The following is a 25,376-nucleotide window of genomic DNA, read 5'->3' on the forward strand; positions in this document are numbered from 1 at the left end:
GTGAGTCCCCCCGGCCGCCCGGTCCTCGACGCGATCCGCAGCGACATCGTCGAGGGGGTCGTGCCCCCGGGGTCGTTCCTGGAGGTCGACGCGCTGGCCGCCAGCCACGACGTCAGCCGCATCCCGGTCCGCGAGGCGCTCATGACCCTCGTGGGGGAGGGGCTCGTCGAGCACCGGCCCCGGCGGGGCTACTCGGTGGCGATGCTGGCCGAGGGGGAGCTGGCCGAGCTGTTCGAGGTGCGCGGGACGCTGGAACTGGCGGCCCTGCGGGTGGCGGTCCGCCTCGGCGGGCCGGACGACGTCGAGGCCGCCCGCACCGCCCACGAGGCGCTGGGCGAGGCCGCCCGGCGCGGGGACGAGCGCGAGTACCACCACCACAGCCGCGCCTTCCACCAGGCGCTGACCCGGCCCTCGGCGATGCCCCGGCTGCTGGGGGTCTTCGAGCGGGTCTGGGACCTCACCGAGCCCTACCGGCCGATGGGGGACCTGGCCCCCCGCGAGGCCGAGCAGCTGCAGGACGACCACGGCCGGATGCTCGACGCCTTCGCCGCCGCCGACGCCGCCGCGCTGCTGGCCGCGGCCCGCGACCACCAGGAGCACCTGGCCGCCCGGGTCCGCGCCCGTCCCGTCGCGGGGCCGCCGGCCCCGGTCAGGCCAGCCAGGCGTCGACCGCGGCCACCTGCTCCCTGACGAACGCCGCCGGGGCGCCGGACCCCTCCAGCGACGCCTTCGCCACGGCGGCCAGCTGCTCGTCGGACAGCCCCAGGGAGGTGCGGGCGGTCTCGTACTCCTCCAGCAGCCCCGGGCCGAACAGCAGCGGGTCGTCGCCGTTGATCGAGCAGCGGACCCCCGCCTCCAGCAGCGCCGGCAGCGGGTGGGCGCCGATCTCGGGGACCACCCACAGGGCCACGTTCGAGGTCGGGCACACGTCCAGCACCGTGCCCTCGGCCGCGAGCCGGCGCACGAGCTCGGGGTCCTCCACGGCGCGGACGCCGTGCTGGACCCGCCGCGCCCCCAGCAGGTCCAGGGCGTCGACGACGCTCTCGGGGCCCAGCAGCTCCCCGGCGTGCGGGGCGGACACCAGCCCGGCCTCGCGCGCGATCGCGAACGCCTTCTCGAAGGGCGCCGGGGGGAACAGCGCCTCGTCGGCGGCCAGGCCGAAGGAGACGACGCCGCGGCCGGCGAACCCCGCCGCCAGGACGGCCAGCTCCTCCGCCTGTGCGGGCGGCAGGTTGCGGATCGCCACCAGCATCAGCCCGAAGCCGATCCCGAGCCGGTCGGCCTCGGCGCGGCCGGTCTCGAGCAGGAACGTCGTGACCTCCTCGGGGGTCCCGAACTGCGGGACGTAGAACATCGGGTTGGCCTGGGCCTCCAGCCAGACCGCGCCGGAGGCGGCGGCGTCCTGCACGACCTCGCGCACGACCCGGGCCAGCTGGTCGCGGGTCCGGACGAGGCCGACGGCGCCGTCGTACATCTCCACGAACTGGGGGAAGCTGGTGTACCCCCGCACCGGCGGCACGACCTCCCCGGCGTGCGCCGCGAACTCGGCCAGGGTCTGCGGGCGCATCGCGCCCTCCAGGTGCAGGTGCAGGTGCGCCTTGGGCAGGGCGGCGAGGTCACGCACGGGTCTTCTCCTCTGGCTAGGCTGGAACGGTGAGCGAACGGGAACGGCTGCTGCGGCTGGTGGCCGGCCACCTGCTCGACCACGGTGTCACGTCCTCGACCCTGCGCGGTCTGGCCCGCGCCGCGGGGTCGAACAACCGCATGCTGCTGTACTACTTCGGCAGCCGCGAGCAGCTGGTCGGGGAAGCCCTGCGGACCGTCGCCCGGGACCTGTTCCCCGGGTTCGAGAACGCCTGGTCGGAGCTGGAGCACGGCACGGGGACGCTGCAGGAGGACCTGCAGCGCGTGTGGGACCACATCGCCGACCCCGTCAACCTGCCGTTCCTGCGGCTGTTCTTCGAGGTGTTCGGGCAGGCGACGCGGCAGCCGGGGTACGCCGACCTCATGGGTGACATCGCCAACTGGCACCGGCCGGCCGTGGGCCGGCTGCGGCGCGAGGGCTGGCCGGCCGAGCGGGCCGAGGCCTTCGCGCACGAGCTCACCGCGTCGTGGCGCGGGCTGCAGATGACGCTCATCCTCACCGGCGACGCCGCCGCCGTGGGGCGGGTGCAGGCGCAGGCGCTGGAGGCGTTCTGCGCCCGCGCCGGGGTTCACGCCGGGGCGGGCGCCGGCACGTAGCGGGAGCCGGGGTGGTCGGCCGCCAGCCGGGGCGAGGGAGCGCCCAGGCGCTCGCGCAGCGTCCCGGTGCCCGGGGCGCGGGCGGGGTCGGCGGGCAGCCGGCCGCGGCGGCGCAGCTCGGGGACGACGAGCTCGCAGAACAGCGCGTGGTCGCCGGGGGAGAAGAGGGCCTCGAGCAGGAAGCCGTCGACGTCGGTGGCCTCGACGATCTCCTCGAGCTGGTCGGCCACCTCGACGGGGTCGCCGACGACGGTGAAACCGCGGGTCCCGCGCCCGCGCAGCTCCCGCAGGACCTCGCGCACCAGCGGCCAGCTGCCGTCGGGGCGGCGGAACCGGTCGATGTTGCTCTGGCCCATCTGCCCGACCCGGGACTCGCCCGTGCCCTCCAGGACCTGCGACAGGGGCCGGTCGGGGTCCAGGGCCGACAGGTCGATGCCGGTGTTGCCCGCGTAGATGACGGCGGCGACCTCGTCGGTCTGCATGGCCTCGAACTCCGTGCGCCGGGCCAGGGCCTCCGCGTGCGTCGCGGCGACCGTGACGCTGACCCCCACGAGGACCTTGACCGACCGGGGGTCCCGGCCGTGCGCGGCGGCCCGGGCCCGGATGTCGGCGACGTTGGCCGCCGCGTGCGGCAGCGTGGTGCCCTGCAGGAAGACGCACTCGGCGCGGCCGGCGGCGAACTCCCGGCCCGCGGTGGAGGTCCCGGCCTGGAACAGCACGGGCGTGCGCTGCGCCGAGGGCGGCACGGTGAAGAACCCCGAGGAGCGGAAGTGCTTGCCCACGTGCTCGACCCGGTGCAGCTTGTCGCGGTCGGCGAAGACCCCCGAGGCCTTGTCCTCCACGAGCGCGCCGTCCTCCCAGCAGCCCTCCCACAGCTGCAGGCACAGGTCGACGTACTCCTGCGCGATCTCGTACCGGGTGTCGTGACCGGTCATGCGGGGGTGGCCGAACAGCGCCGCGACGGTGTCCTGCGACGCGCCCGTCACGACGTTCCAGCCGACGCGGCCACCCGTGAGGTGGTCCAGGGTCGCGAACCGGCGGGCCATCGCCACGGGGTGGTCGATGCCGGTGGAACTGGTGACGACGAAACCCAGCCGGGACGTGTGGTGGGCCAGGGTGGGGATGAGCAGCATGGGGTCCAGGCCGGAGAAGTTCAGCCCCCCGCGCGCCGCCGCCGCCGGCAGGTCGCCGCCCACGCTGGGGTAGCCGTACCCGTCGGCGAAGAAGAGGAAGTCGAAGCCCGCGGCCTCCAGCAGCTGGGCCACGTCGACCCAGTGCTGCTGCTCGCGGTGGTGGACGGAGTCGCTGTACGGGTGGGACCACGACAGCGTCCCCCCGACCTGCGGTGAGGCGACCTCGAAGACTCCCAGGTGCATCGTGCGCACGGGGCCGAACTCCTCTCGTTGAACCAGGTGGTTCACAGGAGACCACGCCGGTGTTTCCGCCGTGTAAAGATCGGCGCGCGAAACACGAACGTCACACGCCGCGGCCCGTGTAACACGGGGTTCACACCGCTGTGACGAGCGCGCCGCGAGCGGGTGCTTCAGTACTGCGCAGACCGACGCCACGGCGTGTCCGGTCCGTCCCCCCTCGACCGTCCGCCCCGACCACCCGGCGGCCGGCGGGGCCTCACCCCTCACGGAGCAGCGCATGAACCTCCCCCGTAGCCCGCGTCCCGCCGGCCAGGCCGCCCTCCAGCGCCGCACCCTCCTGCGGGGGGCCGGGCTCGGCCTGCTGGGAGCCGCCGGGCTCAGCGGCCTCGCGGCCTGCGGCGGCGACGCCGACTCCAGCGCCGGGTCGTCCTCGGACGGTTCCTCGGGCCTGGGGGAGCTGACGGTGCAGCTGTCCTGGATCAAGAACATCGAGTTCGCCGGTGAGTACTTCGCCGACAGCAAGGGCTACTACACCCAGGCCGGCTTCTCCAAGGTGAACCTGCTGGCCGGGGGCAGCGCCGGCACCGCCGCCGAGGCGATGGTCCTCTCGCGCAAGGCGCACGTCGGGCTGTCCTCCCCGACGCTCACGGGGCCGGCCATCGTCAACGAGCAGGCGCCGCTGAAGATCATCGGCACCACCTTCCAGAAGAACCCGTTCTGCCTGGTGTCGATGGAGCAGGGCAAGCCCGTCCGCTCGATCGCGGACCTGGCCGGGAAGAAGATCGGCATCCAGACCGGCGGCAACGAGACGATCTTCGACGGGTTCTGCAAGGCCAACGGCATCGACAAGTCGAGCTTCGAGATCGTCCCCGTGCAGTACGACCCCTCCGTCGTGGTCTCCCGCGAGGTGGACGCGTTCATGGCCTACCTGACCAACGAGCCCATCCTGCTCGCGGCCCGGCAGGTCGACGGCCAGCCGATCGTGCCGGTCACCCTCGGCTTCGCCGACAACGGCCTGCCCGTCGTCGCCGAGACGTTCACCGTCCTGCAGACCACGATCGACGACCAGCGGGACTTCCTCAAGGCGTTCCTCAAGGCCGAGGTCCAGGGCTGGAACGACGCCGTCGCCGACCCGCAGGGTTCCGCGGACCTGGCCGTCAACACCTACGGCAAGGACCAGGACCTCGACCTGGCCGAGCAGGTCGCCGAGGCGCAGGCGCAGAACGAGCTCATCGTCTCCGACGACACCAAGGCCAACGGGCTGTTCACCATGACCGACGCCCTGATCGCCGAGAACATCGAGGCGCTGGCCCAGATGGGGACCACCATCACCGCCGAGCAGCTGTTCGACCTGTCCCTCCTGGCCGAGGTGTACGACGAGAACCCCGACCTCATCACCGGCTGAGCCCCGCGAGAAAGGTCACCCCCCGTGTCGCACGAAACCCCCGCCCTGTCCGCCACCGCGCCGGCCCAGCTCGCGGCGACGACCACCCCGCAGCACCACCCCGAGGCGGCCACGGGGTTCAACCTGCAGGGCCTGACCAAGCGCTTCGACCTGGGGCGCAAGAGCGTCCTGGCCCTGGAGCAGACCGACCTGGGCACCCGCAAGGACACCTTCCTGTCCCTGCTGGGGCCCTCGGGGTGCGGCAAGTCGACGATCCTGCGGATCCTGGCCGGGCTCGAACGCCCCACGGGCGGGCAGGCGCTGGTCAACGGCCTGACCACCCGTGAGCTGCAGCGCGGCCACGCGCTGGGGGTCGCGTTCCAGGACGCCGCCCTGCTGCCGTGGCGGACGGTGACGCAGAACGTCCGCCTCCCGCTGGAGGTCGCCGGGGTCACCCCGGACAAGGGCCTGGTCGAGGACCTCATCGACCTGGTCGGGCTGAAGGGCTTCGAGAAGGCCAAGCCCGCCCAGCTGTCCGGGGGCATGCGCCAGCGCGTGTCCATCGCCCGCTGCCTCGTCGTGCAGCCCAGCGTCATGCTGCTCGACGAGCCGTTCGGCGCCCTGGACGACATGACGCGGCAGCGGCTGAACGTCGAGCTGCTGCGCATCTGGACCGAGCGGCCCGCCACGACGCTCATGGTCACCCACGGCATCAGCGAGGCGGTCTTCCTGTCCGACGTGGTGGCCGTCATGAGCCCGCGCCCCGGACGCGTCGTGGAGGTCGTGGAGATCGACCTGCCCCGGCCGCGGACCCCGGAGATGATGCGGACCCCGGAGTTCCACGCCTACCACGACCGCCTCTCGGAGATCCTCTTCGGCGGGGGCCGCTGATGGCGAGCACCACCGGCCCGGCCCGCGTCCGCCGGGACCTGCCACCGTGGGCCGGCGGGGCCATCGGCATCACCGCGGTGCTGGTGGCCTGGAGCCTGGTCAGCACGCTCTTCTTCGGCTCCGGCGGGATCGTCCCGGCCCCGTGGGCGGTGCTGGAGCAGCTGGGCGCCACCGGTTTCAGCACCTACTGGGGCAACCTGTCGGTGACGACGGCCTCGGCGGCGCAGGGCTGGCTGTGGGGCAACCTCGTCGCGCTGGCCATCGCGGTCGTCGTGCTCCTGGTCCCGCCGCTGGAGGGCGCCGCCAACCAGGTCGCCGTCATCTCCTACTGCATCCCGATGACCGCCATCGGACCCATCGTCCTCATCGTCTCCCCGCCGGGCTCGCGGACCACGTCGGTGTTCCTGGCCTCGATGAGCGTCGTGTTCACCTCCGTCGTGGGCTGCCTGCTGGGCCTGCGGGCCGCCGACCGCACCGCGCTGGACGTCGTGCAGGCCTACGGCGGGTCCCGCTGGACGGCCCTGGTCAAGGTCCGGCTGACCGCGGCGCTGCCCAACGTCCTGGCCGCCCTGAAGCTGGCGGCCCCCGCGGCCTTCCTCGGCGCGGTGCTGGGGGAGTACTTCGGCGGCGTCGACTCCGGGCTGGGGATCATGGTGGTCGCCGCGCAGACGAACCTGCAGTACGCCCAGATCTGGGCGCTGGCCCTGCTCAGCGGAGCCGTCGCCGGCGCCGGGTACCTGCTCATCGGCCTGCTCGCCCGGCTGCTGACCCCGTGGTCCTCGACCGGCGTGCGGACGGGGGAGCTGTGATGGCCACCACCGCCCCCGCCACCACCGGCTCGCCGTCCCCCGTCCACGAGAACCGCAGCGGCGCCTCGCTGGCCGCCGCCGTCGGCCGGCGCGTCGGGCTCTCGCTGCTCACGCTCGTCGTGTCCACCGTCGTGCTCGTCGCGGCCTGGTACGCCCTGCTGCGCCTGTTCGACGTGGACGCCTTCGTCGGCAAGCGGCCCCTGGACGTCTACGCCTACCTCGTCACCGCCCCCGAGGCCCCCGCCCACCGGGACGCGATCGCGGCGGCGCTGCGGATCACCCTGACCGACTCGGTGACGGGGTTCGCCGCCGGCGTCGTCGGCGGCATCGTCGTGGCCTCGCTGTTCACCCTCGTGCGGCCCCTGGAGTTCGCCTTCATGCCGCTGGCGATGCTGCTGCGCTCGGTGCCGCTGGTCGCGATGGCCCCGCTCATCGGCATCCTCTTCGGCCGCGGCCTCGGCGGCCAGGCCGCGATCGGCGGGGTGGTGGTGTTCTTCCCCGTGCTCGTCAACACCACCATCGGGCTGCGCTCGGCCTCCCCGCAGGCCGTCGACGTCATCCGCGTCAACGGCGGCACCCGGTGGACCGCGCTGCGCCGGGTAGCGATCCCCAGCGCCCTGCCGAACCTGTTCGCCGCCGTCCGCATCTCGGTGCCCGGTGCGGTCATCGGCGCGATGCTCTACGAGTGGCTGTTCTCCGGGACGGGCATGGGCGCGGAGATCTTCCGGGCCAACGCGCAGGTCCAGTACAACCAGGTGTGGGCGATCGTCGTGGTCGTCACGTTCACCTCGATCCTGCTCTACACCCTCGTCACCGTCCTCGAGACCGTCGTGCTGGCCGCCCGCGGGCAGCAGCCCGGGCGGGGGTGACCCCCGTGCGTGACGTGCTGGACGTCGTGGCGGGCTGGGTCGGCGCGGGGCGCCGCGTCGCCGTCGCCACCGTCGTCCGGACCTGGGAGTCCGCGCCGCGCCCGGCCGGGGCCGCCCTCGCGGTCGCCGAGGGCGGGGAGGTCGCCGGCAGCGTGTCCGGCGGCTGCGTGGAGGCCGCCGTGCACGAGCTGGCCTGCGCCGTGCTGGCCGACGGGGAACCGCGGCGGGCGCGCTACGGCGTCAGCGACGACGACGCCCTCGCCGCCGGCCTGACCTGCGGCGGGGTGCTGGAGGTGTTCGTCGCCCTGGCCGCGGCGCCGGTCGTCGAGCAGCTCTCAGCCGCGGTCGACGAGCGCCGGCACGTGGCGCTGGTGACGGCCCTGACCGGGCCCGGCACCCGGCAGCTCCTCGTGGACCCGGTGCACCGCAGCGGGTCCCTGGGGTCGGCGCGCCTGGACGACGCCGTGACCGACGACGTGCGGGGCCTGCTGGCCGCGGGCACGTCGGGGGTCCTGCGGGTCGGCGCCGACGGCGGGCGCCGCCCCGACGACCTGGAGGTGTTCGTCGAGGTCCTCGCCCCCGCACCGCGCCTGGTCGTCTTCGGGGCCATCGACTTCGCCGCCGCCGTCGCCCGCATCGGGGGTTTCCTCGGGTTCCACGTCACCGTCTGCGACGCCCGCCCGGTGTTCACGACGCGGCTGCGCTTCCCCGACGTCGACGAGCTCGTCGTGGACTGGCCGCACCGCTACCTGGCCCGCACGAGCGTCGACGCGGACACCGCCCTGTGCGTCCTGACCCACGACCCCAAGTTCGACGTCCCCCTGCTGGAGGTCGCGCTGCGCGGGCCGGCCGGCTACGTCGGGGTGATGGGCTCGCGCCGCACCCACGCCGACCGGCTGGAGCGGTTGCGGGCCGCGGGGCTGACCGAGCAGGAGCTGTCGCGCCTGCGCTCACCCGTCGGGCTGGACCTGGGGGCCCGCACCCCGGAGGAGACGGCCGTCTCCATCGCGGCGGAGATCGTCGCGGCCCGCTGGGGCGGCACGGGCCGGCCGCTGCGGACGCTGCGCGGGCGGATCCACCACGACCCGTTCACCACCGTCGTCTCCGGCGTCGGCGACCTCGCCCCCGCGGCGGGTCCCCGGTGACAGGGTCAGCGCGTCCCCGCCGGCAGGTCACCGGGCCGGTCGACGTCGTCGGCGGCCCCCTCCACCTGGACCCGCAGCACGTCCGGGCCCTCGAACAGCGCCCGCAGCCCCGCCCCCGAGGCCGCCAGCTCCACGGCCCGCGGCAGGTGCCGCCGGCCCAGCAGCACCGGGTGCCCGGGGCGGCCGGCGTCGACGGCGCGCACGAGCGCGCCGGGCGCGGCGTGGGCGAGCACCGCGCGGACCCCGTCCACCGTCACGCGCGGCAGGTCGGCCAGCACGACGAGCACGGCCTCGCACCCGGCCAGCGCCGGCTCGCGCAGGGTCCGCACCAGCCCGGCACCCGGGCCGCGGTCCCAGTCCGGGACGTCCACGGCCACGGTCCCCGGCGCCAGCCCCGCCCGGACCTCGTCCCCGCGCGCGCCGACGGTCACCAGCACGGGGCGGCACCCCGCGCCCGTCAGCAGGGCGGCGGCCGCCGCCGCGAACGTCGTCCCGTCGGGCCGGCGCAGCAGCCCCTTGGGCCGGCCCATCCGTCGCCCGGCCCCGGCGGCCAGCACGATCCCCGCGGTGCTCACGCACCCAGCACACCACGGTCCGGGCCACGCCCCGGACCCCCACCGGCAGGAGGCCGCGTCGTGCACGTCGAGGAACTGGACCGGCTGGACCCGGCGCGGTGCGAGGAGGTCCTGCGGACCTGCTGCGACGCCCCGCGCTGGGCCGCGCGCGTCGCGGCGGCCCGCCCGTTCGGGACGCCCGAGGCGCTGCGGGCCGCCGCGGCGGCCGAACTGGTCACCACCCCCGAGGCCGACGTCGACACCGCCCTGGCCGCGCACCCGCGCATCGGGGAGCGGCCCGCGGGGGAGAGCTCCCGGCTCGAGCAGGCGGCCGTGCTGGCCGGCGACCCGCAGGTGCTGGAGGAGCTGGCGGCGGGGAACCGGCGCTACGAGGAGCGGTTCGGGCACGTCTACCTCGTCTGCGCCTCCGGCCGCAGCGCCCCCGAGCTGCTCTCGGTCCTGCGGGCGCGGCTGGGCAACGACCCCGCCACCGAGCGCGCCGTCGTGCGCCGCGAGCTCGCGGCCATCACCGACCTGCGGCTGGCCCGGCTGGTGGCGTCGTGACGAGCCTGTCCACCCACGTCCTGGACACCGTCACCGGCACCCCCGCCGTGGGCGTCGGCCTCGTGCTGGCCACGGTCGACGGGACACCCGTGGCCAGCGGCGGCACCGACGCCGGGGGCCGGGCGCGCCTGGCCGAGGACCTGGGACCGGGCACGTACCGGCTGCTGTTCGAGACCGGCGCGTGGTGGGCCGCGGCCGGCCACGAGGCGTTCCACCCCGAGGTCGTCGTCTCGTTCACCGTGCGCGACGAACCCCACCTGCACGTGCCGCTCGTGCTGTCCCCGTTCGCCTACTCCACCTACCGAGGGAGCTGAAGCACATGGCCGTCGTCCTGGCGGGTCACTCGTACGGCAAGGCGGAGAACCGGGTCGTCCGGTTCCAGCGCGACACCCCGCGCCACGAGATCGTCGACCTCAACGTCACCTCGACGTTGCGCGGCGACTTCGCCGACGCCTACCTCACCGGGGACCAGTCCAAGGTCCTGCCCACCGACTCGCAGAAGAACACGATCTACTCCTACGCCAAGGAGAAGGGCATCGCGAGCGTCGAGGGGTACGCCCTCGACCTGGCCCGGCACTTCGTCGACGACGTCGAGCCCGTCACCGGCGCGCGCCTGGACGTCGACTCCTACCGGTGGACCCGCGCCGTCGTCGACGGCGCCGAGCACGACCACACCTGGACCCGCAGCGGCGGCGAGGTCCGCACGGCCGCCGTCACCGTGTCCGGGAAGGGCGCCGCGCAGGAGGCGTTCGTGGTGGCGGGGCTGAAGGACCTCACCGTCCTGAAGTCGACCGGGTCGGCGTTCAAGGGTTTCCTCACCGACGGGTACACGACGCTGGAACCCACCGACGACCGCGTCATGGCGACGTCGCTGGTGGCGCAGTGGCGCTACGACGAGCAGGCGCTGGCGGACGGTTTCGCCTTCGACGCCGCCTACGACGCGGTGCGCGCGGCGTTCGTCGGGCAGTTCGCGACGCTGGACTCCCTGGCCCTGCAGCAGACGCTGTGGCACATGGGGACCGCGGCGATCGAGGCCGTGCCGGCCGTCGTGGAGGTCCGGCTCGCGGCGCCGAACAAGCACCACTTCCTCTACGACACCGCGCGCTTCGGGGTCGAGAACGCCGGTGAGGTGTTCCACGCCGACGACCGGCCGTACGGGCTCATCACGGCCGTCGTGGCGCGCGACGACGTGCCGGCCGCCCCGCTGGCGTGGGAGCGGTGAGCCCCGTGGAGCAGGGTTTCCTCGACCTGGCCGTCCGGCTGGCGGTGGAGAACGTCGCCGCCGGCGGCGGGCCGTTCGGCGCCGTCGTCGTGCGCGACGGGGAGGTCGTGGCGACCGGGGTGAACCGGGTCACGGCCCAGAACGACCCCACCGCCCACGCCGAGGTCCAGGCGATCCGCGCGGCCTGCACGGCCCTGGGCAGCTTCAGCCTGGCCGGGGCGACGCTGTACTCCAGCTGCGAGCCGTGCCCCATGTGCCTGGCGTCCTCGTTGTGGGCGCGGGTGGACCGGGTGCTGTTCGCCGCCGACCGCGACGACGCCGCCCGCGGGGGTTTCGACGACCGCGCCTTCTACGAGTTGTTCGACACCCCCCGCGACCGGTGGTCGGTGCCCGTCCGGCAGCGCCGCGACGAGAACTCCCCGGCCCCGTTCGACGCCTGGCTGGCCAGCGCGGCGCGGGTCGACTACTGACGGCCGGGACGGCGCGTGGACCCGAGGCGGACCCGAGGTGGACCTGACGTGGAGCTGACGTGGACCTGAACACCGTCGAGGACTGGGTCGCGGCCGTCGACGCCGAGCAGCTGCGCCGCGTCCACGACGGGGACCCGGCCGTGGCGGTGGTGGCGGGCGGCACGTGGCTGTTCTCCACCCCGCAGCCGCACCTGCGCACCCTGGTCGACCTCACGACGCTGGAGTGGGAACCGTTCACCGTCACCGACGGCGGCCTGGAACTGGCCGCGACGTGCCCGATCGGCGTCCTGGACCGGATCCCGCTGCCGGCCGGCTGGGCGGCGCGGCCGCTGTTCCGGCAGTGCGTGCGCGCGCTGCTGGCCTCGCCCAAGGTGCGTTCGGTCGCCACCGTCGGCGGGAACCTGTGCACCGCCCTGCCCGCGGGGGCGGTGACCGCGCTGACGGCCGCCCTCGACGGGGTGGCCGAGCTGTGGGCCGCCGACGGCGGGGTGCGCCACGTCCCGGTGGAGAAGTTCGTGACCGGGAACCGGAGCACCGTGCTCGGCCCGGGGGAGGTGCTGCGGTCGGTGCGGCTGCCCGCGGCCGCGCTGCGCTCGACCACGGCCTCCCGCCGCTCCTCCCTGACGCGCGGGGGCCGCTCGGCCGCGCTCGTCGTCGGCCGGCGCGACCCCGACGGGGGTTTCGTCCTCACCGTCACCGCCTCCACCGCCCGTCCCGAGGTGTTCCGCCTGCCCACCACCCCGCGCCCGGACGAGCTGGCCGCCGCCGTCGAGCGGCGGGTGGCGGGGGCCTGGTGGGACGACGTGCACGGCGCGCCGGACTGGCGGCGCGCCACGACCCTGCGGTTCGCCGCCGAGATCGCGGAGGAACTGGCGTGAAGCTCACCGTCAACGGCACGACGCACGAGTGCTCCCCCCGCGCGGGGCAGTGCCTGCGCACGCTGCTGCGCCAGACCTCCCACGTGGAGGTCAAGAAGGGCTGCGACACCGGCGACTGCGGCGCCTGCACCGTCCTGCTCGACGGCCAGCCGGTGCACTCCTGCCTCGTCCCGGCGCCGCGGGCCGCCGGGCGGGAGGTCACCACCGTCGCGGGGCTGGGTTCACCCGGCGACCTCAGCGAGGTGCAGCAGCGCTTCGTCGACGCCGCGGGGTTCCAGTGCGGTTTCTGCACCCCCGGCATGGTCGTCACGGCCTCCACGTTCACCGACGAGCAGCGCGCCGACCTCGACGAGCACCTCAAGGGGAACCTGTGCCGCTGCACGGGGTACCGGGCGATCCGCGACGCCGTCACCGGGCCGGCGCCGGCCCCGCTGCCGGCCAGCGGCCCCCTCGGCGCGGCGGTCGCCGCCCCCGCCGCCCACCGCGTCGTCACGGGCCGGGAGGCCTACACCCTCGACGACGTCCCGGCCGGGGCCCTGCACCTGGCGGTCCTGCGCAGCCCGCACGCCCACGCCCGCGTCACCCGCACCGACGCCACCGCCGCGCGGGCCCTGCCCGGGGTGCACCTGGTGCTGACGCACGAGGACGTCCCCCGCACGCTGTTCTCCACCGGCCGCCACCAGGACCGCCTCGACGACCCCGACGACACCCTCGTCCTGGACCCCGTGCTGCGCCACCACGGCCAGCGCGTCGCCGTGGCCGTGGCCGACGACCTCGCCACGGCCGAGGAGGCGCTGCGGCGCCTCGTCGTGGAGTACGAGGTCCTGCCGGCCGTCCTGGACCCCGAGGAGGCGCTCGCCCCCGGCGCCCCGGCCGTGCACGGCGACAAGGACGCGGCGACCTCGCGCATCGCCGACCCGCAGCGCAACCTCGTCGCGCAGCTGCACGGCGGCGTGGGCGACGTCGAGGCCGCGCTGGCCGCCGCCGACGTCACCGTCAGCGGCACCTGGCGCACCCAGCGGGTCTCCCACGTCGCCCTCGAGACGCACGCCGCGGTCTCCTGGCTGGACGACGGGGGCCGCCTGGTGGTGCGCACGAGCTCGCAGGTGCCGTTCCTCGTGCGCGACGAGCTGGCCCGGTTGCTGGACCTGGACCGCGACCGGGTGCGGGTGTTCTCCGCCCGCGTCGGCGGGGGTTTCGGGGGCAAGCAGGAGATGCTCGTGGAGGACCTCGTCGCCCTCGCGACGCTGCGGACGGGCCGCGCCGTGGTGCACGAGACGACCCGCGAGGACACGTTGCGGCACCTGCCGACCCGGCACCCGTTCCGGGTGTCGGTGCGGCTGGGCGCGCGCCGGGACGGGACGCTGACGGCTCTGGCCCTGGACGTCCTGGCCGACGCCGGGGCGTACGGCAACCACTCCCCGGGGGTGCTGTTCCACTCCTGCCACGAGACGGTGGCGACCTACCGCTGCGAGAACAAGCGCGTCGACGCCCGCTCCGCGTACACCCACACCGTCCCCTCGGGGGCCTTCCGCGGGTACGGGCTGGGGCAGGTCGCCTTCGCCCTGGAGTCCGCGCTGGACGACCTGGCCCGGGAGCTGGGGGTGGACCCCTTCGAGCTGCGCCGGCGCAACGTCGTCGTCCCCGGCGACCCGTTCGTCGTGACGTCGCACCCCGCCGACGGGGTCGAGGCCGACGACGGCCTGCGCTACGGCAGCTACGGCCTGGACCAGTGCCTGGACCTGGTGCAGGAGGCGCTGACCCGCGGCGGCGACCCCGTCCCGCCCGGACCGGGCTGGCGCACGGGGCAGGGGATGGCGCTGGCGACCATCGCGACGACGCCGCCGCGCGGGCACTTCGCCGACACCGCCGTCCGGCTGCTGCCGGACGGGCGCTGGGAGCTGAGCGTCGGCACCGCGGAGTTCGGCAACGGCACCACGACCGTCCACCACCAGATCGCCGTCAGCGCGCTGGGCACCACGGGTGAGCTGCTCGTGCTGCGCCAGAGCGACACCGACGTCGTGGGCCACGACACGGGGGCGTTCGGCTCGGCGGGTTCCGTCGTGGCCGGCAAGGCGCTGCTGCAGGCCTGCGAGCGGGTCGCCGGCCAGGTCCGGGAGGTCGCCGGCGCCCTGCTGGGGGTCGCGCCCGGGCGGGTCGAGCTGCGCCCGGGGGCGGCGGCGTGCGGAGCGGCGTCCGTGACGCTGGCGCAGGTCCACGCCGAGGCCGTGCGCCGCCACGGGACCGCCCCGGCCGCGCAGGGCTTCGAGGACGCCGCGGTCCGCTCGGTCGCGTTCACCGTCCAGGGTTTCCGCGTCGCCGTCGACACCGCCTCCGGGGAGGTGCGCGTCCTGCGGTCGGTGCAGGCCGTCGACGCCGGCACCGTCCTGAACCCCGTCCAGCTGCGCGGGCAGGTCGAGGGCGGGGTCGCGCAGGCCCTCGGCTCGGCGCTGCACGAGGAGGTGCGGATCGACCCGGACGGGTCCAGCCCCACCGGTTCGCTGCGCGAGTACCTCGTGCCCCGCTCCGCCGACGTGCCCGAGACCGAGGTGCTGTTCGCCGCCACCAGCGACAGCATCGGCCCCCGGGGGGCGAAGTCGATGAGCGAGGCGCCGTACAACCCCGTCGCGCCGGCGCTGGCCAACGCGGTCCGCGACGCGATCGGCGTGCGGCTGCACGAGCTGCCGATGTCGGCCGACCGCGTCTGGCGCGCGGCGCGGTGCGGCGCGGGGGACCGCCCCCACCGGTGAGGCCCTCCCCTCACCGGGCCGCCCCCCACCGGCCGGCCCGGCCGCGGGCGAGCAGCACCGGCACCGCCACCACCGCCGGGACGGCCACCAGCGCCGCCGCCGCGAGCGCCGCCGCGGCGCCCGCGCCCAGGGCGTCCACCCCGCGCCCGGCCAGCGCCGCGCCCGCGGCCGACCCGGCCGCCGAGACCGAGGCCAGCCACGCGAAGGCGCTCGTGAGGTGCTGCGGCGCGACGTCCCGGCGGGCCCGCACCGAGGCCGCGACGACCACCGGCGGGAGCGCCGCCCCCACCGCGCACAGCACCACCCCGGCCGGCACCGCCCGGCCCCCGGCCACTGCGCCACCACCGGCAGCAGCGCCCCGGCGCCCGCCGCCACCCACGCCGCCCGGTGCAGCCCCGACGCGCCCGCGCGCGTCAGCAGCGCCCCGGCTACCAGCCCCCCGGCGCTGGAGGCCGCGAACAGCGCCGGGGCCGCGGCCGGCCACGCCGCCACCACGGCCACCGGCAGGGCCCCGAAGTGCGCTCCCACGCACCCGTTCACGGCCGCCGGCACACCCAGCCCGCGGGGGAACCCCGACCGGCGGCCGGGCCCGCGCCCGGCCGGCGGCGGCGCCGCCCCCCGCGCCGCCGCCAGCAGCCCGGTGCCGGACCCCACGAGCGCGCAGGCCACCACGACGGCCGACGACGGCCGCCCCGCCGCGCCCAGCGCGGAGACCAGGACGGGCCCGAGCAGGAACGCCGTCGCGTTCACCACGGCCTCCCACCCCAGGGCCCGGGACAGCTGCGGCGGCTCCAGGCGGTGCGACCAGCGGGCCGCCGAGAACGCCCCCAGCTGCGGCAGGCAGGCCCCGACCAGCGCCCCCCACAGGAACGGGGGAGCGCCGGGGACGAGACCCGCGGCCAGCGCGAGGGGCTGCGCGGCGGCCAGGGGCACCAGCACCCGGGTCTGCCCGAAGCGGTCGGCCAGGCGGGCCGTCTGCGGGCCGCAGACGGCCTCGGCGAGGGCGAGCCCGGCGGCGGCCAGCCCGGCGGCGGCCCACGAACCGGTGCGGTGGTGCACGAGCTGCAGCAGCGCCAGAGGGGTCATGGCCAGACCGACCCGCCCCCACGCGGCCGCGGCGGAGAACGCCGTCAGCACGGCGCGTCCTCCCTGCAGGGGCGGCCCGGCCTGGGGGCCGGGCGTTTGCCCCGACGCTAGCGCTTCGTCGCTCTGCGTGCGTCTGGACCCGTCCAGGCGAACACCGCACCACCCGTGGAGATCAGTTCGTGGCCGAACGTGCCGATGTACCCCTCGACGCGGTCCCACGGACGGGACGGCCCGACCCGATGGACGGAACCTGTGCTGAACGAGGCGTGGCGCAACCACCACCCCGGGGCGAGCGACGTCCCCGCCGGGGTCGACGCCGCCCTCCTGCACTACGCGACCGCCGCCGACCAGCCCGTCCTCGTCGTGTCCCGCCCCAAGGACCCCGCCGGGCGGGAGATCGCCCGCGTCCGCTGGGCCAACGGCGCGGCCGCCGACCTCTTCGGCGTCGACGCCGACCACCTCGTCGACCTCGCCGTGACGCGGCTGCTGCGCGCGCAGGACACCTCCGAGCGGCTCGTGCGCGAGCGCCGGGTGCGCTACGGCGTCGACGCCGTGACCTCCAGCGGGGACGTGCGCCGCGTCGAGGTCACCGCCTGGCCGGCCCCCGAGCGCGACCCGCTGGAGCACTTCTGGGTCATCGCGGTCGTGCTGCCGCAGGACGAGCGGGCCCAGGCGGCGCTGCGCGCGGCCGAGGAGCGGTTCGCGACGCTGGCCCACGGGTCCCCGGTGCCGACGATCGTCTCGGACGTGGGGGCCCGCCTGTCCCGCGTCAACGACGCGTTCGCCGAGCTCCTCGGCCTGCCCGCCGAGGAGCTGTGCGGCACGGGGTGGCTGACCCACGTCGTCGACGACGAGCGCGCCGGGGTCGTGGAGGCCATCGCCGCGGTGCTGGCCGGTGAGCGCGTCGTGTTCGACACGCGGCTGCGCAACGCCGCCGGCCAGGTGCGCTGGGTCACGGTGCGGCTCAACCCCAGCCGCACCCCCGGCTACGGGGCGGGGTTCATCGGCACCGTCGAGGACGTCACCGACCGGCTGGCCCGCGAGCACCGGCTGGCCTACCAGGCCCAGCACGACCTGCTGACGGGGCTGCCGAACCGGCTGGCCCTGCTGGAGCGGCTGGCCGACCTCATCGGCCGCAGCAGCGACGTCGGCGTCCTCATGGTCGACCTCGACGACTTCAAGACGGTCAACGACGGCCTGGGCCCCGAGGCGGGCGACGCGGTCCTCGTGGAGGTCGCGCGCCGGCTGGCGCGCGCGGTCCGCAGCGGGGACATGGTGGCGCGCCCGGGCGGGGACGAGTTCGTCCTGGTGTGCGCCGACGTCGGCGACCTCGACGCCGTGCGGGCCACCGCGCGCCGGGTCCTGGACGCGGTGCTGGCCCCGGTGGAGGTCAACGGGCTGCGGCTGCGGCTGGTGGCCAGCATCGGCGTCGTCCTGCTCGACGGGCTGACGTGCAGCGCCGAGGAGGTCGTGCGCGACGCCGGCATCGCCGTGCACGAGGCCAAGGCCGCCGGCGGCGGCCGCTGGACGCTGCTCGACGAGGAGGTCCGCACCCGGGCCCGCCGGGCGCTGCGGCTCGTCGCGGACCTGCGCGAGGCCATCGCCCGCGGCGGCGTGGACGTGCACTACCAGCCGATCGTGCGGCCGGGGAACCCCGCGCGGCTGCTCGGCCTGGAGGCGCTGTGCCGCTGGACGCACCCCGAGCTGGGGCCCGTCTCGCCGCAGACGTTCGTGGAGCTGGCCGAGCGGGCCAACCTCGTGCCCGCCCTGGACGCCCACGTCCTGGCCGTCGTCTGCCGGGACCTGGCGTCCTGGCGCGCCGCCCACGCCGCGGGGGAGCTGCCCACGAGCCCCGACCACGTCGCCGTCAACGTCTCGGCCGTCAGCCTGGCCGCCGAGGGGTTCGCCGACGGGGTGCGCCGGGTCGTGGCCGCCGCCGGGCTGCAGCTGCACGACCTGTGCCTGGAGGTCACCGAGACCGCCCTGGCCAGCGACCTGCGGGCCTGCCGCCGGGTCCTGGAGGAGCTGCGCGCCGACGGGGCCCGGGTGGCCATCGACGACTTCGGGACGGGCTACTCCTCCCTGGCCTACCTCAAGGACCTGCCCGTCGACCACCTGAAGGTGGACCGCTCGTTCGTGCGCGACCTGCGCTCGGCCGGCGACGGGGTGGCCGGGGGACCGGCGCGCGCGGTCGCCGCGGCGGTGGTGTCCCTGGCCCGCACGCTGGGGCTGGGCGTCGTCGCCGAGGGCGTGGAGACGTTCGAGCAGGACGAGGTCGTCACGGACCTGGGCTGCGAGGCCGTCCAGGGGTACCTGTACTCGCGGCCGCTGGTGCGCGAGGACCTGGTGGAGCTGCTGCGCGGCGGCGGCGAGCTGGTCCCGCGCCCGAGCCTGCCGACCCCGCGGGAGGTGCCGGCGTGAGCGCGCAGCCGCACGCCCGGGTGGACGCCGCGGTCAGCGGGGTCACGACGTCCGCCGCGCCGGGGGCGGTGGAGGTGCTGGGCCGGATCTCCGCGGCCCTGGACGACCTGCCGGCGCACCGGCCGGTGGCGGCCAAGGTCATCGCCGAGGCCGACGACCACCGCTCCGACGCCCGGTCGCTGGGCCGGACCCTCAGCGCCGACCCCGCGCTCGTCGCGAAGGTGCTGCGGCTGGCCAACTCCGCCTACTTCGGACTGTCCGGCCGGGTGTCGGCGCCCGCCTTCGCGGTGACGGTGGTGGGTTTCTCCACGGTGCGCAGCCTGGCGGTCTCGGCGATGGCCGGGCTCGACGAGGTCCCCGAGGCCCTGGAGGGTTTCTGGGAGCGCAGCGTCCTGACGGCCGTGGCGGCGGCCGAGTTCGCGCCGCGGCTGGGGGCCAAGGCCCCGGACGCGTTCTCGGTGGGCCTGCTGGCCCGCCTGGGCCAGGCGCTGCTGGTGCGCTGCGACCCGGTGGAGTACCCGCGCCTGGTGGCCGGCGCCGCCGACCGCGAGGAACTGCTGGCGGCGGAGAACCGCCGGTACGGCGCGCACCACACGCGGGTGTCGGCCGAGGCGCTGGCCGCGTGGGCCTTCCCCGACGACCTCGCCCAGGCCCTGGCGCAGGTCGACCGGGCCGGCTGGGCGACGCCGCTGGCCACGTCGGTGCGGCTGGGCCTGGAGCTGTCCGAGCGGATCCTCGACCCCGCGCGCCGGCCCGCCCCGGCCGACCTGCTGTCGGCCGGTCACGTCCGCGACGCCGAGCTGGACGCCGTGCGGGCCCCGGTGACGCGCACGGCCGCGGAACTGGTGCAGCTGCTCACGTCCTGACCGGGGCGCGCGGGTGCGGCGGGGCCGGGTGAGGAGCGGCCCGGCATGGTGTTGGATGGGACCGTGTGCGAGGCGACCCCGGCGGCGGAGATCACCCTGCCCGACGAGGAGCACTCCGCCCGGCGTGCGCGGGCCTTCCTGTCCGAGGCGTACTGCGCCGCGCACCACGCGCGCGTCCTGGACGAGGCGCAGCTGCTCGTCTCCGAGCTCGTGACGAACGCCGTCCGCCACGGCGGCCCGCCGGTCCTGGTGCGGGTGTCCTGCGACGGTGAGGGGCCCGCGCTGCACGTCGCGGTCCGCGACGGCAACCCGCAGCCACCCGTGCGGCGCGACGCCGCCCCCGAGGCCGAGGGCGGTCGCGGCGTGGCGCTGGTCGACATCATCTCCGACCGCTGGGGCGTCGAGCACGACGAGAACGGCAAGACCGTGTGGTTCGTGATCTCGTGACCGGGACGGCGCTGCGGCTGGCCACGCCCGGCGACGCCGCGGCCGTCGCGGCGCTGCTGCGCGAGAACTGGCCGTTCCTGGAGCCCTACGAGCCGGAGCGGGACGAGTCCCACTTCACCACCGAGGGCCAGGCCGTGCTGCTGACGCAGGCCCTGGCCGAGCACGCCGCGGGCCGCGCCGTGCCCTACGTCATCGAGTTCGAGGGTGAGCTGGTCGGCCGGCTCACGCTGTCGGGGATCGTGCGGGGCCCGTTCCAGTCCGCCGACGTGGGGTACTTCGTCGCCGAGGCCGTCAACGGCCGGGGCGTCGCCACGGCGGCCGTGGCCGCGCTGGCCGAGGTGGCCTTCGACCCGGCCGGCCTGGGCCTGCACCGGTTGCAGGCCGGCACCCTGCTGTCGAACTCCGCCTCGCAGGCCGTGCTGCAGCGCAACGGCTTCGAGCGGATCGGCGTGGCGCGCCGGTACCTGCGGATCGCGGGGCGCTGGCAGGACCACGTGCTGTACCAGCGCGTCGCCCCGGCCTGAGCCTCAGACCCCGCGGTCGGGGGCCGACATGTCCCCCGTGGCCGGGACCCCCTCCGCCAGGCCGTAGCGCAGGAACACCGAACCCCTCGGGGAGGCCACCGGCGGCTCGAGCAGGGTGAGGTTGGAGGGCACCGCGCCGCCGTCGAACACCTTCTTGCCGGTGCCGAGCACGACGGGGTGCACCCACAGGTCGAGGCGGTCGAACAGCTTCTCGCGCAGCAGGGTCTGGACGAGGTTCAGGCTGCCGACGACCTTGACGTCCTCGTGGCGGTCGCGGACCTCCCGCACGGCCGCCACCAGGTCCGGGCCCAGTTGCGTCGACCCCGCCCAGGACAGGTCGGGGGTGCCGCGGGAGGCCACGTACTTGGGGACGCGGTTGAACAGGGTGGCGATGTCGTCGTCCTGCCCGCCCTCCTGGTGGGGCCAGTACGCGGCGAAGACGTCGTACGTGCGCCGGCCCAGCAGCAGCGCGTCGGTCCCCTCGTAGGCGGCCTGCACCTGCGCCCCGGCGACCTCGTCCAGCAGGGGCGCCTGCCAGCCGCCGAAGGCGAAGCCGATCGGGTCCTCCTCGGGGCCGCCGGGGGCCTGGGCGACGAGGTCGAGGGTGGCGAACAGTTCCAGGTGGATGAGTCCCATGCCCTACCGACTCGCGGGGGCCCGCGAACTCACCGCGTTCCCGCGACCCGGTGCACCAGGTCGGTCCAGCCCGCGGCGAGCCGCTCGGGGGAGACGTGCGGGACGCCGTCGGCGTGCCCCTCGACGTAGAAGGCCAGCGGCGCCTCCAGGGCCGCGTGCAGCTGGAACGCCAGCACGTCGACGTCGCCGCCGACCTGCGCGGACCGCAGCAGGACGCGCAGGTGCAGGCGGCTGAAACCGGCCGGTGCGGCCCCGGCGGCGGGGCGGCCGTTGGCCTCGCGGATGAGGTGCCCGCGCTCGGAGGTGAACCGCAGCCGGTCGTGCCCGAAGGCCACGAGCCGTTCGACGGGGTCGGCGCCGGGGCCCAGCGGCGGGGGGCCGGTGAGGCAGGCGGTCTGGAACTCGCGCTCGTACTCGTCCAGCAGCGCGGCGAAGAGCCCGGCGCGGGAGCCGAAGCGCCGGAAGACGGTGCCCTTGCCCAGCCCGGCCGCGGCGGCCAGGGCGTCCATGCTCAGGCCCGCGACGCCGACCTCCTCGACGAGCCGGCGGGCGGTGCACAGCAGCAGCTCGCGGTTGCGGGAGGCGTCCGCGCGCCCGGGGACGCCCGGGGCGCCCAGCCGGGCCAGCATCCGTGCCACGCCCGCAGACTAAGCCCCCGACCGGGCGAGGGGTGCTTGAAGGTCGCAGCAGAAACGGACTACAGTCCGCATCGAGGGTGAGCGCCGCGCCGCCCCGACCCGCTTCCCGAGGAGTTCCCGATGACCGACGTCCTGGTCCTGGTCGGCAGCCTGCGCGCCGCCTCCACCAACCGCCAGATCGCCGAGACCGCCGTGGCCCACGCCCCCGAGGGCGCCCAGCTGCGCATCTACGAGGGCCTGGCCGACCTGCCCTTCTACAACGAGGACGTCGACGTCGAGGGCAGCGTCCCGCAGGCCGCCGTCGACTTCCGCGCCGCGATCACCGCCGCCGACGCCATCCTCGTCGTGACCCCCGAGCACAACGGCACCGTCCCGGCCGTGCTGAAGAACGCCATCGACTGGGCCTCGCGCCCGTACGGGGCCAGCCCCCTGACCGGCAAGCCGCTCGTCGTCGTCGGGTCCGCGTTCGGCCAGTACGGCGGCGTGTGGGCCCAGGACGACGCCCGCAAGGCCCTCGGCATCGCCGGCGCCCACGTCCTGACCGAGGTCACCTTCGCCATCCCCGGTTCGGTCGTGCGCTTCGCCGACGTCCACCCCAAGGACGACGCCGAGGTCGTGGAGAAGGTCCAGGTCGTCCTCGGCGGGCTCGTGGCCGCCGCCCAGGCCAAGGCCGCCTGAGACCCGTCCCGTCCGCCCGTCACCCCGCCGGGGTGGCGGGCGGTTCCGGTGCCACCGGCACCATCGCCGAGACGCTCTTGTCCCAGATCCGCGGGTTCCGGTCGGCGAACCGCGAGGCCAGCTCGCGGCGGACGTCGAGGAAGCTGCGGCCGGGTTCGGCGACCCGGTGCTCACCCCGTTCCTCGAACCGGTCGTCGTCGAGGCAGTAGGCCACCTCCTCCAGCGCGTTCAGCTGCCGGATCGTGATCAGCTCCTCGACGAGCACGTCCCCCGGGTTCGCCGCCCCCGGGTGCAGTTCCGCTGCGGCGGTGAGGAACTCCCGCCCGTACCCGGAATCGGTGAAGGCCCAGTCCACCGGCCCGCCCAGGCCGTGGTCGGTGGCCAGGCCGAAACCCTGGCCGTAGCGCAGCAGGTTCACCGACCACGCGACCGCCCCTGAGGGCAGGTCGGTCTCCTGGTAGCCGCTGACGCTGTACCGCTGGTGGGGGTGGCTGATCGGCAGGGGCACCCGCCCGAGGTTACGCGCCGCTCAGCCGCGCCAGTTCCAGCCGGTTGCGCGCCGACTCCAGCACGACCCGCTCGGCCACCGTGGCCGGGGACAGGGTCTCCAGCACGCCGAGCAGCCGCGCGCACAGCGCACCGTCCTCGGCGACGAAGGCCGCGTGCACGAAGGCCAGGTCCATGACGAACGCCGCGTGCCGGCGCGCCTCGATGGCCCGCAGGTCGGTGGCCGTCAGCGCGAGCCCGAGCACCCGGCGCACGCACGCCGGACCGTAGTGGCGCAGGACCCCGTCGGCGTCCCGGACCAGGGCGGCACCTTCCTGCAGCGGGTGCCGGCAACCGGGGGCCTGGCACCAGCCGCCTTCGCGGGTGAACCCGACGACGCGGGCCGCGGTGAGGACGGGGGAGAACACGGGATGAGCGTCGGGTGCCCGGCCCGCGCGCTGGATGCGCCGCTCGGGCGACGCGCCCGGCCGGGGGAGGGCCCCTGCGGTGGAGGCCGGGACCCCCGAGCTACCCGTCCCCGGCCCGGCGGCGGGTGAGGCTGAGGAGGGTGTGGTCGTCGACGCGGGCCGCGAAGTCGCCGTGCCGCACGGCCGCGGCCTCCACGGCGTCGACCACCCGGCCCGAGCGCTGGCGGTGGCTGTCCCGCACCGCCCGCAGCACCCCCTCCGGGCCGAACTCCCGTCCCTGCCGGTCGCGGGTCTCCAGCACCCCGTCGGTGAACAGCAGCAGCTGCTGCCCGGGCGGGAACGGCAGGACCACCTCCGACCACTGCGCGTCGGGGAGCACCGGCGACAGGATGGGCCCGGTGGCCGGCAGCTCCCGCCACCACCCGGTGCCGCCGGGTCCGTCCCCGGCGCCGGGCTGCTCCAGGAGGACGTGCCGCTCCTGCCCGGGCCTCGCGCCCGGCGCCACGACCGGCGCCACGACCGGCGCCGCGACCGGCGCCGCGACCGCCGGGTCGGCCGCCGTGAGCAGACCCGCGGGGTGCCCGGCGTTGACGCAGGTCAGCTGCCCGGCCGCGCGGTCCACGACGGCCACGACCAGCGTCGCGAACAGCTCGGCGTCCACCCCCGACAGCCGGCGCGCCACGGCCCCCAGCGCCTCACCGGGGGAGGGCACCAGCGTCAGCGCCGTCCGCAGGACGTGCTTGAGGCGGTAGGCGAACACGGCGCTGACCGGACCGTGACCGGCGACGTCGCCGACGACCACCGCCACGCGCGTGGCGCCGACCTCGAACACGTCGCACCAGTCACCGGCCAGGACGCCCTCGGCGGGTTCGACCCGGACCTGCACGTCCAGGTCCGGCCACCGCAGCGGCAGCGCGGGGCCGGCGCCCGACGGCGCCCACGACTCCCCCTGCCCGGGGCCCAGCAGGTCCCGCTGCAGCGCGTCGAGCGCGGGATCGCCCTGGGCCAGCGCCTCCAGCGCGCGGCGGGTGCGCCACAGGTCGGCGGTCAGCCGGTCGCGCATCGCGGCGACCCCGCCGGCCAGCGCCTGCACCTCCGTCGTCCCCCCGGCGGGCAGCTCCGCGGCGAGGTCCCCGTCGGCCACGGCCCGGCTGGCGCGCGCCAGCCGCGCCAGCGGGGTGGTCACCCCGCGCCACAGGACGAGGAACCCCGCGACCAGCGCGACGGCCAGCGCAGCCACCGCCACCACGAGGACGACCTGCAGCCGCCGCTGGAGGGCGCGCACGCGGTGCTGCTCCTGCGCCTCCTCCCGGGCCAGCCAGCCGTCCAGCGCCGCCGACCCGGCCCGCACCCGGTCGAAGAGCCCCTTGCCGCGCAGGGTCTCGGACAGCTCGGTGGCCCCGGCGCGGTCGCCGTCGAGGACGCGCTGCCGCTGCACCGCCGCGTACCGCGCCCACACGTCGTGGGCGGCCATCGGCGCGTCCACCAGCCCCGCGCGGGCGCCCAGCGCCGCGGCGCTCCGGCGCACCTCCCGCTCCAGGCGGGGCAGGGTCGTCTGAGCGGTGTTGAGCGGTTCCAGCAGCCGGGGGTCGCCGTTGACGAGGTAACCGCGCAGGCCGGTCTCCTGGTCGACGTAGCTCGTCGTCAGCTGCGCCAGGGACTGCCGGGCGTCCTGGGCCGCGCTCTGGCGCGACCGCGCCACCGACACCCCCTGCGTGCTCGACAGCAGCAGCGCGCCGGTGGCCAGGACCACCACCAGGGCCACGGCGCTGGCGACCAGGACGAGCCGGGTCAGGGACCAGCGCGCCAGGGACCAGCGGGTCGGCAGCAGCCGGAGCGGACCGGTGGGCCGCGGGCGCGCGTGCGGCGCCCCCCGCCGCGCGACGCTCATCGCCGGGCGCGCGCGGGCAGCGGGCGCACCACGACCCGCGGCCCGCCGGCGCGGCGCCGCGGGAGCCGCCCGCGCCCGGCGACGTCGGAACTCACGTTCCATCCATCGTCCACCGGGGGCCCGGC

27 protein-coding genes are annotated in these 25,376 nt (G+C 76.1%); 18 read left to right on the top strand and 9 right to left on the bottom strand.

From position 1 onward, the window contains the following. A complete protein-coding gene (locus tag BJ968_RS20340) occupies positions 1-690 on the top strand; it encodes an FCD domain-containing protein (protein WP_179754921.1) in 690 nt (229 codons plus the stop codon). Here the strand turns inward: BJ968_RS20340 and add are convergent. Further along, entirely contained in the window at positions 650-1,624 is a 975-nt protein-coding gene (gene add / locus BJ968_RS20345; RefSeq protein ID WP_179754923.1) for an adenosine deaminase, read from the bottom strand. The genes BJ968_RS20340 and add overlap by 41 nt on opposite strands. A 29-nt stretch (positions 1,625-1,653) precedes the next feature. On the opposite strand from add, the gene BJ968_RS20350 reads away from it, so the two are divergent. Then, positions 1,654-2,241: a TetR/AcrR family transcriptional regulator gene (locus BJ968_RS20350; RefSeq protein WP_179754924.1), complete on the top strand. Its 588-nt coding sequence runs from the start codon at positions 1,654-1,656 to the stop codon at positions 2,239-2,241. On the opposite strand, the gene BJ968_RS20355 is transcribed toward BJ968_RS20350, so the two are convergent. Next, positions 2,214-3,617 carry an NtaA/DmoA family FMN-dependent monooxygenase gene (locus tag BJ968_RS20355; RefSeq protein ID WP_246316103.1) on the bottom strand — a complete coding sequence of 468 codons (1,404 nt, stop codon included), beginning with the start codon at positions 3,615-3,617 and terminating at the stop codon, positions 2,214-2,216. The two genes, BJ968_RS20350 and BJ968_RS20355, sit on opposite strands and share 28 nt — an antisense overlap. A 274-nt stretch (positions 3,618-3,891) precedes the next feature. Here BJ968_RS20355 and BJ968_RS20360 point away from each other — a divergent pair, with 274 nt between their 5' ends. The 5 genes from BJ968_RS20360 to BJ968_RS20380 are packed head-to-tail and all read left to right on the top strand — an operon-like array spanning position 3,892 to position 8,712. After that, entirely contained in the window at positions 3,892-5,019 is a 1,128-nt protein-coding gene (locus BJ968_RS20360) for an ABC transporter substrate-binding protein (RefSeq protein ID WP_179754929.1), read from the top strand. A gap of 45 nt (positions 5,020-5,064) precedes the next feature. Continuing rightward, a complete protein-coding gene (locus tag BJ968_RS20365) occupies positions 5,065-5,889 on the top strand; it encodes an ABC transporter ATP-binding protein (protein ID WP_246316105.1) in 825 nt (274 codons plus the stop codon). Beyond that, entirely contained in the window at positions 5,889-6,698 is an 810-nt protein-coding gene (locus tag BJ968_RS20370; RefSeq protein WP_179754931.1) for an ABC transporter permease, read from the top strand. Before BJ968_RS20365 ends, BJ968_RS20370 begins: the two co-directional genes overlap by 1 nt. Further along, on the top strand, positions 6,698-7,567 hold the full coding sequence (locus BJ968_RS20375; RefSeq protein ID WP_179754933.1) for an ABC transporter permease: 870 nt from the start codon (positions 6,698-6,700) through the stop codon (positions 7,565-7,567). Before BJ968_RS20370 ends, BJ968_RS20375 begins: the two co-directional genes overlap by 1 nt. A 5-nt stretch (positions 7,568-7,572) precedes the next feature. Continuing rightward, on the top strand, positions 7,573-8,712 hold the full coding sequence (locus BJ968_RS20380; protein WP_179757103.1) for an XdhC family protein: 1,140 nt from the start codon (positions 7,573-7,575) through the stop codon (positions 8,710-8,712). Between the two features lie 5 nt (positions 8,713-8,717). Here the strand turns inward: BJ968_RS20380 and BJ968_RS20385 are convergent, their stop codons facing one another. After that, positions 8,718-9,287 (bottom strand): NTP transferase domain-containing protein, encoded by a 570-nt coding sequence (locus BJ968_RS20385; RefSeq protein ID WP_179754935.1) that lies wholly within the window; start codon positions 9,285-9,287, stop codon positions 8,718-8,720. 60 nt (positions 9,288-9,347) lie between these two features. On the opposite strand from BJ968_RS20385, the gene uraD reads away from it, so the two are divergent. Genes uraD through BJ968_RS20415 form a run of 6 tightly spaced genes read left to right on the top strand, consistent with a single transcriptional unit; the run spans position 9,348 to position 15,150 of the window. After that, the gene (gene uraD, locus BJ968_RS20390) at positions 9,348-9,830 is read left to right on the top strand and encodes a 2-oxo-4-hydroxy-4-carboxy-5-ureidoimidazoline decarboxylase (protein WP_179754937.1); all 483 of its coding nucleotides are present in this window, start codon (positions 9,348-9,350) and stop codon (positions 9,828-9,830) included. Then, on the top strand, positions 9,827-10,144 hold the full coding sequence (gene uraH / locus BJ968_RS20395) for a hydroxyisourate hydrolase (protein WP_179754938.1): 318 nt from the start codon (positions 9,827-9,829) through the stop codon (positions 10,142-10,144). The genes uraD and uraH overlap by 4 nt, the downstream gene beginning before the upstream one ends. Positions 10,145-10,149: 5 nt before the next feature. After that, complete coding sequence (gene pucL, locus BJ968_RS20400; RefSeq protein ID WP_179754940.1) at positions 10,150-11,052, top strand: factor-independent urate hydroxylase; 903 nt, start codon at positions 10,150-10,152, stop codon at positions 11,050-11,052. Continuing rightward, positions 11,040-11,522, top strand: coding sequence for a nucleoside deaminase (locus tag BJ968_RS20405; protein WP_179754942.1), 483 nt, complete (start codon positions 11,040-11,042; stop codon positions 11,520-11,522). The genes pucL and BJ968_RS20405 overlap by 13 nt, the downstream gene beginning before the upstream one ends. A gap of 59 nt (positions 11,523-11,581) precedes the next feature. Beyond that, the gene (locus BJ968_RS20410; protein WP_179754944.1) at positions 11,582-12,400 is read left to right on the top strand and encodes an FAD binding domain-containing protein; all 819 of its coding nucleotides are present in this window, start codon (positions 11,582-11,584) and stop codon (positions 12,398-12,400) included. Continuing rightward, the gene (locus tag BJ968_RS20415; RefSeq protein WP_179754946.1) at positions 12,397-15,150 is read left to right on the top strand and encodes a molybdopterin cofactor-binding domain-containing protein; all 2,754 of its coding nucleotides are present in this window, start codon (positions 12,397-12,399) and stop codon (positions 15,148-15,150) included. The genes BJ968_RS20410 and BJ968_RS20415 overlap by 4 nt, the downstream gene beginning before the upstream one ends. A gap of 10 nt (positions 15,151-15,160) precedes the next feature. Here the strand turns inward: BJ968_RS20415 and BJ968_RS20420 are convergent, their stop codons facing one another. Beyond that, entirely contained in the window at positions 15,161-15,484 is a 324-nt protein-coding gene (locus tag BJ968_RS20420) for a hypothetical protein (RefSeq protein WP_179754948.1), read from the bottom strand. 1,004 nt (positions 15,485-16,488) lie between these two features. Between BJ968_RS20420 and BJ968_RS20425 the strand changes: the two genes are divergently transcribed. The 4 genes from BJ968_RS20425 to BJ968_RS20440 all read left to right on the top strand — a co-directional run bounded on the left by BJ968_RS20425 (position 16,489) and on the right by BJ968_RS20440 (position 20,494). After that, positions 16,489-18,657, top strand: coding sequence for an EAL domain-containing protein (locus BJ968_RS20425; RefSeq protein WP_179754950.1), 2,169 nt, complete (start codon positions 16,489-16,491; stop codon positions 18,655-18,657). Continuing rightward, positions 18,654-19,523, top strand: coding sequence for an HDOD domain-containing protein (locus BJ968_RS20430; RefSeq protein ID WP_179754952.1), 870 nt, complete (start codon positions 18,654-18,656; stop codon positions 19,521-19,523). Before BJ968_RS20425 ends, BJ968_RS20430 begins: the two co-directional genes overlap by 4 nt. A 63-nt stretch (positions 19,524-19,586) precedes the next feature. Then, positions 19,587-19,970 carry an ATP-binding protein gene (locus tag BJ968_RS20435; RefSeq protein ID WP_343078183.1) on the top strand — a complete coding sequence of 128 codons (384 nt, stop codon included), beginning with the start codon at positions 19,587-19,589 and terminating at the stop codon, positions 19,968-19,970. Further along, on the top strand, positions 19,967-20,494 hold the full coding sequence (locus BJ968_RS20440; RefSeq protein ID WP_179754956.1) for a GNAT family N-acetyltransferase: 528 nt from the start codon (positions 19,967-19,969) through the stop codon (positions 20,492-20,494). The genes BJ968_RS20435 and BJ968_RS20440 overlap by 4 nt, the downstream gene beginning before the upstream one ends. Before the next feature lie 3 nt (positions 20,495-20,497). Here BJ968_RS20440 and BJ968_RS20445 read toward each other — a convergent pair whose 3' ends face one another. Both BJ968_RS20445 and BJ968_RS20450 read right to left on the bottom strand, forming a co-directional pair. Further along, positions 20,498-21,130 carry a dihydrofolate reductase family protein gene (locus tag BJ968_RS20445; protein WP_179754958.1) on the bottom strand — a complete coding sequence of 211 codons (633 nt, stop codon included), beginning with the start codon at positions 21,128-21,130 and terminating at the stop codon, positions 20,498-20,500. 29 nt (positions 21,131-21,159) lie between these two features. Continuing rightward, a complete protein-coding gene (locus BJ968_RS20450; protein WP_179757105.1) occupies positions 21,160-21,759 on the bottom strand; it encodes a TetR/AcrR family transcriptional regulator in 600 nt (199 codons plus the stop codon). Between the two features lie 129 nt (positions 21,760-21,888). On the opposite strand from BJ968_RS20450, the gene BJ968_RS20455 reads away from it, so the two are divergent. Further along, positions 21,889-22,446, top strand: a complete 558-nt coding sequence (locus BJ968_RS20455) for an NAD(P)H-dependent oxidoreductase (protein WP_179754960.1) — start codon at positions 21,889-21,891, stop codon at positions 22,444-22,446. A 19-nt stretch (positions 22,447-22,465) separates the two neighbouring features. On the opposite strand, the gene BJ968_RS20460 is transcribed toward BJ968_RS20455, so the two are convergent. From BJ968_RS20460 to BJ968_RS20470, 3 genes are all read right to left on the bottom strand, one after another. Then, positions 22,466-22,954 (bottom strand): hypothetical protein, encoded by a 489-nt coding sequence (locus BJ968_RS20460; protein WP_179754962.1) that lies wholly within the window; start codon positions 22,952-22,954, stop codon positions 22,466-22,468. A gap of 10 nt (positions 22,955-22,964) precedes the next feature. Further along, the gene (locus BJ968_RS20465; protein ID WP_179754964.1) at positions 22,965-23,360 is read right to left on the bottom strand and encodes a hypothetical protein; all 396 of its coding nucleotides are present in this window, start codon (positions 23,358-23,360) and stop codon (positions 22,965-22,967) included. 100 nt (positions 23,361-23,460) lie between these two features. Beyond that, positions 23,461-25,251: a PP2C family protein-serine/threonine phosphatase gene (locus tag BJ968_RS20470; RefSeq protein ID WP_179754966.1), complete on the bottom strand. Its 1,791-nt coding sequence runs from the start codon at positions 25,249-25,251 to the stop codon at positions 23,461-23,463. Positions 25,252-25,376: the final 125 nt, after the last annotated feature.

Origin of the sequence: Kineococcus aurantiacus (assembly GCF_013409345.1) — a bacterium.
In the GTDB taxonomy this organism is placed as follows: Bacteria; Actinomycetota; Actinomycetes; order Actinomycetales; family Kineococcaceae; genus Kineococcus; species Kineococcus aurantiacus.

Bases quoted from the DNA above. Each gene is read 5' to 3' on its own strand.
- BJ968_RS20470 (WP_179754966.1), bottom strand. From the start codon at position 25,251: ATGAGCGTCGCGCGGCGGGGGGCGCCGCACGCGCGCCCGCGGCCCACC.
- BJ968_RS20445 (WP_179754958.1), bottom strand. From the start codon at position 21,130: ATGGGACTCATCCACCTGGAACTGTTCGCCACCCTCGACCTCGTCGCC.
- BJ968_RS20355 (WP_246316103.1), bottom strand. From the start codon at position 3,617: ATGCACCTGGGAGTCTTCGAGGTCGCCTCACCGCAGGTCGGGGGGACG.
- BJ968_RS20360 (WP_179754929.1), top strand. From the start codon at position 3,892: ATGAACCTCCCCCGTAGCCCGCGTCCCGCCGGCCAGGCCGCCCTCCAG.
- pucL (WP_179754940.1), top strand. From the start codon at position 10,150: ATGGCCGTCGTCCTGGCGGGTCACTCGTACGGCAAGGCGGAGAACCGG.
- BJ968_RS20455 (WP_179754960.1), top strand. From the start codon at position 21,889: ATGACCGACGTCCTGGTCCTGGTCGGCAGCCTGCGCGCCGCCTCCACC.
- BJ968_RS20370 (WP_179754931.1), top strand. From the start codon at position 5,889: ATGGCGAGCACCACCGGCCCGGCCCGCGTCCGCCGGGACCTGCCACCG.
- BJ968_RS20450 (WP_179757105.1), bottom strand. From the start codon at position 21,759: ATGCTGGCCCGGCTGGGCGCCCCGGGCGTCCCCGGGCGCGCGGACGCC.
- BJ968_RS20375 (WP_179754933.1), top strand. From the start codon at position 6,698: ATGGCCACCACCGCCCCCGCCACCACCGGCTCGCCGTCCCCCGTCCAC.